Source organism: Bacillus sp. V26, assembly GCF_034296245.1.
Lineage (GTDB): Bacteria > Bacillota > Bacilli > Bacillales > Bacillaceae > Bacillus > Bacillus halotolerans.
Window position 1 is genome coordinate 558,612 of sequence record NZ_JAXKQF010000002.1, and the last position, 13,430, is coordinate 572,041.

Below are 13,430 nucleotides of genomic sequence, written 5' to 3' on the forward strand. Positions count from 1 at the left end.
CTCAAAAATTAGAGATCACTATAAGAATAGAAGGAGAATACTCATTTTCTAGCGAATCATACTAGGTAAAAGTCAATCTGTAAATGTCGAACATGATGATCATGCAAAGGAGGGATTCTGTGGAACAGGATACGCAGTATGTTAAGCCATTTCAAACGAAAACCGATATTCATGCAGTCTTGGCTTCTAATGGACGCATCATTTATATATCAGCCAACTCCAAACTGTATCTGGGTTATCTCCAGGGAGAAATGATCGGATCATTCCTCAAGACATTTCTGCATGAGGAAGACCAGTTTTTAGTTGAAAGCTATTTTTATAATGAACATCATCTGATGCCGTGCACCTTTCGTTTCATTAAAAAAGATCATACGATTGTATGGGTGGAGGCTGCAGTAGAAATTGTGACGACGAGAGCTGAGCGGACGGAACGGGAAATCATTTTGAAAATGAAGATTCTCGAAGAAGAGTCCGGGCATCAGCCGCTTAGCTGCGAAAAACATGAAATTGAGCCTGCGAACCCGGAATCAACTACATATATAACGGATGATTATGAGCGGCTAGTTGAAAATCTTCCAAGCCCGCTATGTATCAGTGTCAGCGGCAAAATCGTCTATGTGAACAGCGCAATGCTTTCCATGCTGGGAGCAAAGAGCAAGGATGCTGTTATTGGTAAATGGTCCTATGAATTTATTGAGGAAGAGTATCATGATATCGTGAAAAACAGAATTATACGAATGCAAAAAGGAATGGAAGTCGGAATGATTGAACAGACGTGGAAAAGGCTTGATGGCACACCTGTTCATTTAGAAGTGAAAGCGTCCCCGACCGTCTACAAAAACCAGCAGGCTGAACTGCTTCTGCTAATCGATATCTCTTCAAGGAAAAAATTCCAAACCATCCTGCAAAAAAGCCGTGAACGATATCAGCTGCTGATTCAAAATTCAATCGATACTATTGCTGTGATTCATAATGGGAAATGGGTGTTTATGAATGAGTCGGGAATTTCGCTGTTTGAAGCGGCGACCTATGAGGATTTAATCGGCAAAAATATATACGATCAGCTCCACCCATGCGATCATGAGGACGTGAAAGAGAGAATCCAAAACATTGCCGAGCAAAAAACAGAATCGGAAATCGTTAAGCAATCATGGTTTACCTTTCAGAACAGGGTCATCTACACGGAGATGGTCTGCATTCCGACGACCTTTTTCGGTGAAGCGGCTGTTCAAGTCATTCTGCGTGATATTTCTGAGAGAAAACAAACAGAGGAACTCATGCTTAAATCAGAAAAGTTATCTATCGCAGGACAGCTCGCAGCGGGAATCGCGCATGAGATCCGCAATCCGCTGACCGCGATCAAAGGGTTTTTACAGCTGATGAAACCGACGATGGAAGGAAATGAACATTATTTTGACATTGTATTCTCTGAGCTCAGCCGAATTGAATTAATACTCAGTGAACTGCTGATGCTGGCAAAGCCCCAGCAGAATGCCGTTAAAGAGCATTTGAACTTGAAAAAACTAATCGGTGAAGTCTCTGCGCTGCTGGAAACCCAGGCGAATTTAAACGGGATTTTTATCAGAACCCGTTATGAGAAAGACAGCATTTATATAAACGGGGACCAAAATCAGCTGAAGCAGGTATTCATTAATTTAATAAAAAATGCAGTAGAATCTATGCCTGACGGAGGCACTGTAGACATTATCGTAACAGAGGATAAGCATTCTGTTCATGTTACCGTCAAGGACGAAGGGGAGGGCATACCTGAAAAGGTGCTCAACCGTATTGGAGAACCATTTTTAACGACAAAAGAAAAGGGAACGGGACTCGGGCTGATGGTAACATTTAATATCATTGAGAATCATCAAGGCGTTATCCAGGTAGACAGCCAGCCGGATAAAGGCACAGCGTTTAAAATCTCATTTCCAAAAAAATAAAACAACGGCTTAAACGCCGTTGTTTATATCGTCTGCATCGATTCCCTTTTCTTTAGTACAAATAATTCTAAACGATCTAATCCTTCTCTTAATGTGTCCAGCGAGTATGCAAAAGACAGCCTTACATATCCTTCACCAAACGCTGAGAACGAGCTGCCGGGCACAAGCGCCACACCAGCATCCTCCAAAAGAGCCATACTAAAGTCAAACGAAGACATCCCAAAGGATTTAATAGAAGGAAAAATATAAAATGCGCCAGACGGTTTTACGACATCAAGTCCCATCGACACGAGGCGGTCATACACATAATCGAGCCGTTTTTTGTACTGCTCTCTCATGATCAGGGCGTCGTCAAATCCGTTAGTCACAGCTTCAAGCGCTGCCTTTTGAGAAATAGAGGACGCACATGACACATTGTATTGATGAACCTTTAAAATGTGTTTTGCTATGTCTTTCGGAGCGAATAAAAATCCGATTCTCCATCCCGTCATGCTGTGGGACTTTGACAAGCCGTTAATGACAATGGTTTGATCCCGCAAATGTGTTGCAATCGAATGGTGCGGTCTGTCATATGTTAATTCGCTGTATATTTCGTCTGACAATACGAAGACATTTCTGCCTTTTAATAGAGCCGCGATGCTTTTCAGCTCTTCTTCAGATAATGTCACACCGGTAGGGTTTGACGGATAAGGAAGCACGACACACTTGGTATTGGGAGTCAGAGCTTCTTCAATCAGCCGGGCTGTGAGCTTAAACCCGTGAGACGTTGTGTCAACAATGACAGGCTTGGCACCGCATAAATTGATAATAGGTTCATAACCCGGGTATATCGGACCTGGCATAATGACTTCATCGCCGGGAGACAGAATGGTGCGGAAAGCTGCATCAATGGCTTGGCTTGCTCCCGTTGTGATCATTATTTCACTTTCAGCTTCATAGTTGAAGTCTGCTTTTTTCTTCATATAAAGCTGAACAGCTTGTCTCAATTCCAGGTAGCCGGCATTTGGAGTGTATGACGTAACGTTGTCATCAATGGCTTTTTTTGCGGCAGCTTTCACATGATGCGGCGTGAAAAAATCAGGCTGGCCGATCGTAAGTGAAATGACATTTTCGTGTTGAGATACAAGATTTGAGAATTTGCGTATTCCTGAAATTTCAATCTCTCTGGCTTTCGGATTCAGCAAATGTTCCATAATTCATCACCTTAATATATATAATGAGTTTCTCCTATTTTACCACTAGCTGGCCATTTGTCACCTTTTTAACCGATATATTTCGATTGTATGCGCCTATTTACTAAACATACCTTCCTTCTCAGAAAAAAAGAAGACAACCAGCGATTTGATTGTCTTTATTGTATCATGTTCTATTATTGTTTATATGTGCCAATTTCATCAATAACCATAGTCAAAATGAAGGTCTTCGTGCCAAATCATGTACGGGGGATGCTCTTCTTGAAGATCAGCAGATTCTTTCTTCATATGAAGATAAGTCTCTTCACTGATATCCTCTAAAACAGTCATTTCATTTTCTTTAAATATTACTAAAGTACCCATTATTTACACCCTTCTTTGGAAAAATCCTTGACTATTTTATCACTGTCAGTTGGAAAGTCAATGGTCATTAGGAAAAAAGTTTCTTTTTTTAAGGTTATCAGCATAACTGTCGCCAGAATAGGATTTTGAAGAGCCTCACCATTCATTTTTTATAATTTTCGCCGATATATACAGTACAATACTGAATGCGAATAGCGAGGGATTGAATTGTCGTTACAACAATACGAAATTTTATTGGATTCTGGTACAAATGAATTAGAAATTGTGAAGTTTGGCGTTGGTGGCAATGCTTTCGGCATTAACGTCATGAAAGTAAGAGAGATTATTCAGCCTGTCGAGGTCACATCAGTGCCTCACTCCCACCAGCATGTAGAAGGAATGATTAAACTAAGAGGAGAAATTCTCCCAGTCATCAGCCTGTTTTCCTTTTTCGGGGTGGAGCCTGAGGGATCAAAAGACGAGAAGTATATCGTCACCGAATTTAATAAGCGAAAAATTGTTTTCCATGTCGGGTCGGTTTCTCAAATTCACAGGGTTTCATGGGAAGCGATTGAAAAACCGACTTCCTTAAATCAAGGAATGGAGCGGCACCTCACAGGGATTATCAAACTGGAAGAAACGATGATCTTTTTGCCTGATTATGAAAAAATCATCTATGATATCGAATCAGACTCAGGTGTTGATACGTACAATATGCATACCGAGGGCTTTGACGAAAGAAGAACTGATAAAAAGCTTATTATTGTAGAAGACTCACCGCTTCTGATGCGTCTTTTAAAAGATGAATTAACCGAAGCCGGATACAACAATATTACAGCGTTTGAGAATGGAAAAGACGCATATGACTATATCATGAACCTTACCGAAAGCGGCAATGATTTAACAGAACAAATCGATATGATCATCAGTGATATTGAAATGCCGAAAATGGACGGACACAGGCTGACAAAGCTGCTTAAAGACAATCCGAAGAGTTCTGATGTGCCGATTATGATTTTCTCATCATTAATTACAGATGATTTGCGTCACCGGGGAGAAGTGGTCGGCGCCGATGAGCAAATCAGCAAGCCGGAAATCAGCGATCTGATTAAAAAAGTGGATACGTATGTGATCGATTAATAAAAAAAGCCAGATGCCATAAGTGGCATCGGCTTTTTTTATTAAAAATAACTCTCGCCGAGTTTCTTAAAGACAGGCTTATGATAAGCGGGCTGCTGGCGATTCGTCACAAGCGGCTTTTCTTTCATGCCGACGTATTCTTGCAATAGGTGTTTTGCTTTTGTTAAAGACATTTGAGCTTTTGGATTTCGGTACGACTGATTAAGTGTACCTAAATGCGGAAGATGTTCGAAGTCTTCTTTAGTTGGAGGCATGTGAAAATAGTAGTCTCCGATTGAGATAAGCACGTCCGATTGCTGTTGGCTGAACCTTGGATTTTTTGAAAAATGAAGCCCTATTTTCTTTCCTTTACCTTCTTTGACAAGCTTTTGCAAAGCCCGTTTTTTCAGCAGATATAGGTATTTAGGGTTGGGGGCGGTTTTTGCATGGCGGTTCACGGTGTAAACTGCTTTTGAAAGATTTTCTACGGTTGGCTGCAGATCTTTCGAGTATGCATGGTCGTCCATTATTTCTCTCCTTTGCTCTTATCAAATTTCTTATGATTAGATTATACTTTTTTAAGGTTGAAATGCAAATATTGAATGCAAAAATGCGCTTTTTCTATGGAAAAAAAGCGCATTTTCAACTTATATTATACAGATTTTGCTTTCTTTTTCGGCTGAGCCTGAAATGTTTCCTGTACATTCACTTCCACAGCCTGCGCACTGTATTTTGGCAGTGCCACAAAATAGAAAATGAAAACAGCTAAGATGAAAACGCCCATGCCGTAATACAGATAATCGATGTTTGATACGAACTTAGGGAATAACAGCGCCACTAAGCCAAGTGTCAAAGACTGCGCAAACATCATAAAAGGATCTTGCCAGCCGCTTACACGTCCCATCAGCTTCGGATGGACAATCTTAGGCATCCATCCCCCTATGGCGATGTTTACCGGACCGATGCACATCCCCAGTACAAAAGTAGTCGCGTAGTACACCCATAAAACTTTGGTGTAGCCAAGGACAAAAATCAGCAAGCCTGCAATTAAAATCGGCACCGACATTAAAAAGTGAGGTTTCACTTTTTTAGAGATTAACGTGCCGATCACACTTCCTGCCAAAAGCCCAAACCCGATTGCGATCGTAAATACGGATGTATGCCATTCATAACGGTCGGGGGCCAGTCCATACTTCATTGTAAACATTGGCAATACAGCAAATCCTCCGTTCACAAAACCAAAAACAAAGAAACCGAAAATAAGAGAGGCCAGCAGCTTGTTTTTTAAAATGTAGACAATGCCTTCCTTAAAATCGTTTATCGAATCCTTGACAGAAGCTTGTCTCCAGTTAAATGTGCCGTTCGGCTGTCTGGCTTCTTTCGGAATCCGGCAGGTGCGGATAAGCAGGCCGGAAATAATAAAGCTGACAAAATCAAGAATAATCGCTCCATGAATTCCGATTGTGTTATACATAAAAGCACCGATTCCAACGCCAAATACCATAAAGATACTAAAAAGCATCTGATTAAGCCCGGCCGCTTTCGCATAATGCTCCTTCGGCAGGATGGCTTGTACTAAACTGTTTTCTGCAGGAAAGAAAAACTTGGTTACAGCGCTTCTGACAAACAAAATACAGAAAACAAGAGGAATATTGCCGGTAAATAAAGTGAAAAAAAGAACGACAGTCAGGGCGGCTCTGATCCAATCACAGTTTTCCGCGACTTTTTTTCTGTCAAACCGGTCCGCAACGACTCCCACAAGCAAAAACACAAATACTGTAGGAAGGGAATACATCAGTTCAGCCAAGGTTGTGTAAGAAGGCTGGCTGCTGAAGCGGTCCAGCAAGAAAAAAGCAAATGCCATGTTGCCTACTGTCGTGCCCATTTGAGAAGCGAGTGCTGCGAAAAATAGACGAACAAAATTACGATTTTTAAATATATCCATAAAAACGCTCCTTACCCTAAAGGTCCCACTTTATCATATTATAAACCGCCTGTTTTTGAAACAAATAAGAAAACATTACCGGTTAATCATGACTCTTGTTCCGTTTGGCACAATTGAAGCGAGTTCTAGAACATCTTTGTTATGCATGCGGATACAGCCTTTAGACACAGCCTTGCCAATCGAAGCGGGATTATTCGTTCCGTGTATTCCATAGTGCTGCCTTGAAAGGCTCAGCCAATAAGCGCCAAATGGGCCGCCGGGATTGCGTTGGCGGTTAATAATGTAGAACTCGCCAGTTGGTGTTTGTGTCAATATTTTACCGACGGCGATCGGATAAGTTTTTATAACCTGATTATTTTGGTACAAAGTAAGGGTTTTAGCCCCAATAGAGACTGCAATATGATATGGGATCGTATTTGGGTCCGGCAGACCGGGGATGACAATGCGCTGTCCGGCGATAACTCCTGATTGCAGCGACGGGTTGGCTTGAATTAAAGCAGCAGTGCTGATTCTGAAATCGGCCGCGATGCTGGTGAGTGTATCGCCTTGTTTAATCTGGTACGTAAGCAGTTTCCTCATCCTCCCTTTTTTATTTATAAGTATTGATGAGGAACCCATTCTGCTACATTAAGTTGTGCTTTTTAATGTAAAGACCGTGATTTCAGGTTTAGCCAGAAATCGCAAAGGCAGTCTCGTCATCCCGAGGCCGCGGTTCACATAAATATGAGTGTCGCCTGTTTGGTACATTCCTTCGGTATAGACTTTTCCGTACGGAGGCGTAATAAGCGGTCCGTAGAAGGGCAGCTGGATCTGCCCGCCGTGTGTGTGTCCGGATAGCTGCAGATTGACAGGATATGTTTTTGTATTCAAGGCAGCATCAGGCTCATGGACGAGCAGAATGGAAAAAAGCCTCTCGCTTAGTTTCGATAGGGTGCCTTCATAATCGGGCTTGCCGAGCATTAAATCATCGAGCGCAGCGATCTCAATTTCGCTGCCGTCTGTGAGCGTCAATTTTTGATAGGCGTTGCGGAATACCGTAAAACCTCCTGATGACATCAGGCTTTTATAAGCATCGGTTCCATAGCCGCCGTGATCATGATTGCCGTAAACACAAAACTTGCCGAAGGGTGCTTGCAGCTTTCTCAAAAAAGGAATCACTGCCTGATAATTTTGATACGTATCAGGGTTATCGATAATATCACCGGTAAAAACAATTAAATCAGGCTTAGTTTCATTGATCGTCAGGATGACAGTTCTAAAGTCTTCAAGCGTAAAATAATCGCTTAAATGTGTATCACTGAACTGCACGATTTTAAAACCGTCAAATCCATGGGGAATGAGAGAGCTTTTAATCGTGTGTTTAGTAGTCTCAATCATATGCGGTTCCAGATAGCGGGCATAGCCATATCCCCCGCTGGCCGTTAAAACCCCGGCCGCAAAAACGCCGAGCGTTCCTTTTAAAAATTGTCTTCTGGACATCTTTTTCATTTCAAACCAACCTTTAGTAGAGTTTTTCTATTATATCACCTGTAACTTGAAAAAATCTCATCTCAGCATGTGCTGACAGCAGCTGGCATATAATGATAGAATGATATTGAATGAATACTCATTCATAATGGGAGGGATCATACAATGGAAAAAAAGGTTGTTATTATTACCGGCGGATCAAGCGGCATGGGAAAAGCAATGGCAAAAAAACAGGCCGAATTGGGCTGGAATGTCATGATAACAGGGCGGAACCATGAAGCACTTGAAGAAACAAAAAAAGAAATTGAAACCTTTGAGGGCCAAGTTGCCTGTTTTCAAATGGATGTCCGTTCTGATTCTGGGGCAGCACAAATGGTTGCAGAAGCGTTACATGTGTTTGGGCGTCTTGATGCACTTATTAATAATGCGGCCGGCAATTTTATTTGCCCGGCAGAAAAGCTCACGCCCAATGGATGGAAAGCGGTAATTGAGATTGTATTAAATGGTACGTTTTTTTGCAGCCAAGCCGCAGCCAGGCACTGGATTGAGCATCAGCAGAGGGGTGTTATTCTAAATATGGCCGCCACATATGCGTGGGGAGCGGGAGCGGGGGTTGTTCATTCCGCTGCGGCAAAAGCTGGCGTATTGTCGCTCACTAGAACTCTTGCCGTAGAGTGGGGCAGTCAATACGGAATCCGCACAAACGCGATTGCACCCGGTCCAATTGAACGAACAGGCGGTGCAGAGAAGCTTTTTGAATCAGAAAAAGCGATGTCCCGAACGCTGAACAGTGTGCCGCTCGGCCGTCTCGGCACACCCGAGGAAATCGCCGCTTTGGCCGCGTTTATGCTTTCTGATGAAGCGTCCTATATGAATGGGGAATGTGTCACTCTGGATGGGGGGCAATGGCTGAATCCTTATCCGTTTTAAAGCATATTAATATTTGGATTCAATGTGGTATAATCAGACAAAGATAGAGAAGCAGGTGATAACATGTTGGATCCACTTGATATTTTAACGAACATTGATGATGTCCTCCCATATTACCAGGCGATTTTCAGTGCCGAGGAGCAGAAAATCGTCGGGTATGAGGTGCTGGGGCGTATATTGGCAGATTCAGAAATTCAAAGTCTCGGACCCTTTTTTTTAGATGCGGGGATACCCGAAGAATATAAGTTAGAGGTTGATAACAGAATTATCCGCCAGGCTCTTGACCGCTTTTTAGAAGCGGATTCTGATCTGCTGATTTTTATGAATCAGGATGCCAATCTTTTAATGCTTGATCACGGCGAAAGCTTTCTTGAGCTTCTGAAAGAATATGAAGCGAGAGGGATCGAACTTCATCGTTTCGTGCTTGAAATTACGGAGCACAATTTTGAAGGGGACATTGAGCAGCTTTACCATATGCTTGCCTACTATCGTACATACGGAATCAAAATTGCAGTTGATAATATCGGAAAAGAAAGCAGCAATCTGGACAGAATTGCGCTGCTATCGCCAGATTTGTTAAAAATCGATTTACAGGCGCTGAAAATCTCACAGCCATCTCCGTCTTATGAGCATGTGCTGTACAGCATTTCATTATTAGCAAGAAAAATCGGTGCGGCGCTGCTTTACGAAGATATTGAGGCGAATTTTCAGCTTCAATACGCATGGAGAAACGGCGGCCGCTATTTTCAGGGCTATTATTTGGTGTCCCCGTCAGAAACGTTTTTAGAGAGAGATGTATTGAAGCGAAGACTTAAGACTGAATTTCACCAATTTATTACACATGAGAAAAAGAAACTAGAAACCGTCTATGAGCACTCTGAACAGTTTTACAAACGGGTGCACCAAGCTGTTACATCATTGCGAAAAAACAGCCAGTCTCCGGATGATGATTTTATTAAAAAGCTGGCGGAAGAGCTGACGGATTGCAGCTTTAGAATTTATATCTGTGATGGAGAAGGCGATCAGCTGACTGGAAATGTTTTTAAACAAGACGGAGAATGGATTTACCAGCCGGAGTATACGGAGAAGAACTGGAGCTGGCGTCCTTATTTTCTGGAGAACATCATGAGAATGAGAAACCTCAGAAAAGGGTTTTTCAGTGATTTGTACAGCGATTTGGAAACAGGCGAAATGATCAGAACGTTTTCATATCCGATGGATGATCAAATATATTTATTTATAGACCTGCCGTATTCTTATTTATATGAGCAGGATGGGTTGATTTAAACGGCTGAAGAGCCGTTTTTTTTATGAATTGAAAAAAATATCAAAAAACGATTGACATTGATACTGAGAATCATTATCATTTAATTATAGAGAGAAGCTACTCTCTGTTCCCCAACCCCTCTATCAGATCAAGATCCGAAAAGCTTGGCGCTACCCCCGCCAAGTTTTTTATTTGTCAACGCATAAGACAATCCATAGAAACAATAAACCTTATTAGTGGTAAACAACGGCACTAGGAGGTAAAAACATGTTCAAAAGGAGCAACAGACTGCTTATTGACCTTCCAACCCCAGAACATCCTGACCCAAATGCGGCAGCGGCGGTTCAAGAGCTGTTAGGCGGCAAATTTGGTGAAATGTCCACTCTCAATAATTATATGTTCCAATCCTTTAACTTTCGCAGCAAGAAAAAATTAAAACCGTTTTACGATCTCGTATCAAGCATTACCGCTGAAGAATTCGGCCATGTTGAGCTTGTGTCTAATACGATATCCTTAATGCTGACAGGTTCGACATTTAAAGGTGATCCCGACGTTACACCGATGAGAGATGCAAAAAATAAACGAAATTCCCAGCATTTTATTGAAACGGCTCAAACGTCTTATCCGTTTGATTCGATGGGGAAAGCCTGGACCGGTGAAAATGTGTTTAACAGCGGAAATCTGGTGCTGGATTTGCTCCATAACTTTTTCCTGGAATGCGGCGCCCGAACTCACAAAATGAGAGTGTATGAAATGACTGATCACCCGGTGGCCAGAGAAATGATCGGTTATTTGCTCGTGCGCGGCGGCGTTCATATCGTGGCGTATGCCAAAGCGCTTGAGATTGCGACCGGCGTAAATATCGGCAAAATGCTTCCGATCCCGAATCTTGATAATAAACATTTTGATACAGCCAGAAAATTCGAAGAGCAGGGAATTCATACGAAGCTGTATACATTCAGTGATACGGATTACAAGGATATCAATAAAATCTGGAAAGGTGAGCATCCGATAGACGGCAGTGAGCTTCATGTCATTGAGGGAAGCCCTAAGGGAGCGCCCGTTCCTGATTTCAGAGAAGTGCCGGAGGAATTTGCTCCCGGGATTTCAAAAGAGGATTTTGACGAAATTGCAAAAAGGCTGTTGGATTCTGCCGGAATATCAAAAAAATCATAATTGTGTGTATGACATTCCAAAAAAAGCCTCAAACTACGTAAAAATAGTTTTTTCACTTTTTTTCTTTTCTTAAATTCAGCAGGGAAAATGCCATCCTGTCCGACTTTATGGTATGATGCTCAATAGAACTTGTATTATAATAAATACTTGTTGATTTGAAGTTGTTTTTTGAAAGGAGTCTTTTTTTAGAATGTCACAATTAATGGGTATCATCACACGGCTGCAAAGTCTGCAAGAAACGGCGGAAGCGGCTAACGAGCCAATGCAGCGCTACTTCGAAGTAAATGGTGAGAAAATATGCAGTGTTAAATATTTCGAAAAAAATCAAACGTTTGAACTGACGGTTTTCCAAAAAGGTGAAAAGCCGAACACATATCCGTTTGATAATATCGACATGGTTTCAATCGAAATCTTTGAACTTCTGCAGTAAGACTCTTGATATAGGGGAAACAAGCTTTCGCTTTGCAGCATGTAATCGAAATAAACGGTAAGGAACATACTTGTTTCATGGTTGTAAATCCTTGAAAAGGGGTGTCGTCATGGCCGATTCTTTTCTGTTTTATAATCTTTCAGAAGCACAGATGACCTTTCAAGATGTGATGGAGCGGCTTAAAGCCTTTATTCGAAGGGATCCCCGTTCTTCATATGTGTTATCGATCGGAACCGATTCACAGGTTTATCGTGATTACACAAAGTTTATTACTGCATTACATTTGCATCGTACAGGCAAGGGAGCTTGGGGCTGCTTGAAAAACCACGCAGTCGACAGACCCATACATAGCCTTCGTGAAAAGATTTCGTTAGAAACGGCGTACAGTCAAGAAACAGCCGCCTATATTCTGGATGGACACTTGATGGATATTACCGATCTGCTCCTGCCCTTTACAGGCGAAGGGGCGGATCTTACATTTGAGGTTCACTTGGATATTGGGAAAAAAGGGCTTACAAAAGAACTGATTCAAGAAATGACAGGGCGCATTACTTCAATGGGGATTGAGGCTAAAATCAAACCGGATTCATACACAGCCTTCAGCTATGCAAATCGTTTCACAAAATAATTCCGGCTCGCAAGCCGAGGGAAATGTCGAATTATGCGGTTGACGATTGTTTTCTGATTACTTATTCTAGCGGTAGAGCTGAAAGTAAGTTTTCTTGCTTTCAGAGGTATTCAGTATAAAACAGGGGGCCTGATTACGAATGAGTCTTATCGGTGAACGATTTACAGAAGAAGAACAAAAACTTCTGCTGAATATCCTGATCAACCATGAGTATGCTATCGAGCTTTTAAGCAGTGAGATCAACGATATAGAGACAGGAACCAAAAACGTTGACGGAACCACCTACAAAAAACTTGTAACGCTATACGACCGATTTCGATTTGAAAATTAATGGCACATCTTATAATTGATACTCCTCCAAAGAGTATCTTTTTTATTGAAGGAAACTTTTCGACAAATACTGATAAAGTTTATATTATTGTAGTATAGGGAATGTATGTGTTGATGAAAATGAAAAGGGGTCGAAAACATGATAAGCTTGCAATCAGATCAGCTTCTTGAGGCAACAGTCGGACAATTTATGATTGAGGCGGACAAAGTAGCGCACGTTCAAGTTGGGAACAACCTGGAGCACGCTTTATTAGTGCTGACAAAAACAGGGTACACGGCCATCCCGGTGCTGGATGCGTCATATCGTTTACACGGCTTAATAGGAACCAATATGATCATGAACAGCATTTTTGGTCTTGAAAGAATTGAATTTGAAAAGCTTGACCAAATTACCGTTGAGGAAGTTATGCTGACTGATATTCCGCGTCTTCATATAAATGATCCGATTATCAAAGGATTCAGCATGGTCATTGATAACGGGTTTGTTTGCGTTGAAAATGATGATCAGGTCTTTGAGGGGATTTTCACAAGAAGAGTGGTTTTGAAGGAATTGCATAAGCATATTCGCTCATTGAACAAGTAGGCTGCTCAGCCTATTTTTTATTCTATTTGCAGAGCAATAAAGAAAGCGCATACATAAATTAGGGTGAAAAGGACTTGAAT

General features: G+C 41.7%; 14 protein-coding genes and 1 pseudogene. 9 read left to right on the forward strand and 6 right to left on the reverse strand.

The genetic code is table 11. The features are described 5' to 3' along the window. Positions 1-119: 119 nt before the first annotated feature. Entirely contained in the window at positions 120-1,940 is a 1,821-nt protein-coding gene (gene kinA, locus UJ203_RS10280) for a sporulation histidine kinase KinA (protein ID WP_202853416.1), read from the forward strand. A 9-nt stretch (positions 1,941-1,949) separates the two neighbouring features. Here the strand turns inward: kinA and UJ203_RS10285 are convergent. Both UJ203_RS10285 and UJ203_RS10290 read right to left on the reverse strand, forming a co-directional pair. Beyond that, positions 1,950-3,133: pseudogene (locus tag UJ203_RS10285) on the reverse strand (aminotransferase A). Between the two features lie 201 nt (positions 3,134-3,334). Next, entirely contained in the window at positions 3,335-3,496 is a 162-nt protein-coding gene (locus UJ203_RS10290; protein ID WP_003238943.1) for a hypothetical protein, read from the reverse strand. Positions 3,497-3,703: 207 nt separating this feature from the next. Here UJ203_RS10290 and cheV point away from each other — a divergent pair, with 207 nt between their 5' ends. Next, the gene (gene cheV / locus UJ203_RS10295) at positions 3,704-4,615 is read left to right on the forward strand and encodes a chemotaxis protein CheV (protein WP_024121210.1); all 912 of its coding nucleotides are present in this window, start codon (positions 3,704-3,706) and stop codon (positions 4,613-4,615) included. A gap of 41 nt (positions 4,616-4,656) precedes the next feature. Here cheV and UJ203_RS10300 read toward each other — a convergent pair whose 3' ends face one another. The 4 genes from UJ203_RS10300 to UJ203_RS10315 all read right to left on the reverse strand — a co-directional run bounded on the left by UJ203_RS10300 (position 4,657) and on the right by UJ203_RS10315 (position 8,027). Then, positions 4,657-5,121 (reverse strand): YkyB family protein, encoded by a 465-nt coding sequence (locus tag UJ203_RS10300; protein ID WP_044156084.1) that lies wholly within the window; start codon positions 5,119-5,121, stop codon positions 4,657-4,659. Positions 5,122-5,246: 125 nt separating this feature from the next. Further along, the gene (locus UJ203_RS10305; protein ID WP_044156081.1) at positions 5,247-6,539 is read right to left on the reverse strand and encodes an MFS transporter; all 1,293 of its coding nucleotides are present in this window, start codon (positions 6,537-6,539) and stop codon (positions 5,247-5,249) included. A 75-nt stretch (positions 6,540-6,614) separates the two neighbouring features. Next, the gene (locus tag UJ203_RS10310; protein WP_081638296.1) at positions 6,615-7,109 is read right to left on the reverse strand and encodes a L,D-transpeptidase family protein; all 495 of its coding nucleotides are present in this window, start codon (positions 7,107-7,109) and stop codon (positions 6,615-6,617) included. Between the two features lie 57 nt (positions 7,110-7,166). After that, complete coding sequence (locus tag UJ203_RS10315; RefSeq protein WP_268510769.1) at positions 7,167-8,027, reverse strand: metallophosphoesterase; 861 nt, start codon at positions 8,025-8,027, stop codon at positions 7,167-7,169. 144 nt (positions 8,028-8,171) lie between these two features. Here UJ203_RS10315 and fadH point away from each other — a divergent pair, with 144 nt between their 5' ends. The 7 genes from fadH to cbpB all read left to right on the forward strand — a co-directional run bounded on the left by fadH (position 8,172) and on the right by cbpB (position 13,350). Next, positions 8,172-8,936: a 2,4-dienoyl-CoA reductase gene (gene fadH / locus UJ203_RS10320; RefSeq protein WP_202853414.1), complete on the forward strand. Its 765-nt coding sequence runs from the start codon at positions 8,172-8,174 to the stop codon at positions 8,934-8,936. Positions 8,937-8,999: 63 nt separating this feature from the next. Continuing rightward, the gene (locus UJ203_RS10325) at positions 9,000-10,223 is read left to right on the forward strand and encodes an EAL-associated domain-containing protein (protein ID WP_024121218.1); all 1,224 of its coding nucleotides are present in this window, start codon (positions 9,000-9,002) and stop codon (positions 10,221-10,223) included. A 247-nt stretch (positions 10,224-10,470) separates the two neighbouring features. Beyond that, positions 10,471-11,379, forward strand: coding sequence for a manganese catalase family protein (locus tag UJ203_RS10330; RefSeq protein ID WP_103671621.1), 909 nt, complete (start codon positions 10,471-10,473; stop codon positions 11,377-11,379). 190 nt (positions 11,380-11,569) lie between these two features. Then, the gene (locus UJ203_RS10335; protein WP_003218671.1) at positions 11,570-11,809 is read left to right on the forward strand and encodes a YkuJ family protein; all 240 of its coding nucleotides are present in this window, start codon (positions 11,570-11,572) and stop codon (positions 11,807-11,809) included. Positions 11,810-11,918: 109 nt separating this feature from the next. Then, on the forward strand, positions 11,919-12,437 hold the full coding sequence (locus UJ203_RS10340) for a ribonuclease H-like YkuK family protein (protein WP_024121220.1): 519 nt from the start codon (positions 11,919-11,921) through the stop codon (positions 12,435-12,437). Positions 12,438-12,576: 139 nt separating this feature from the next. Beyond that, complete coding sequence (abbA, locus tag UJ203_RS10345) at positions 12,577-12,768, forward strand: AbrB antirepressor AbbA (protein ID WP_003218673.1); 192 nt, start codon at positions 12,577-12,579, stop codon at positions 12,766-12,768. 138 nt (positions 12,769-12,906) lie between these two features. Continuing rightward, positions 12,907-13,350, forward strand: coding sequence for a cyclic-di-AMP-binding protein CbpB (gene cbpB, locus UJ203_RS10350; RefSeq protein WP_044156071.1), 444 nt, complete (start codon positions 12,907-12,909; stop codon positions 13,348-13,350). The last annotated feature ends 80 nt before the right edge of the window (positions 13,351-13,430 follow it).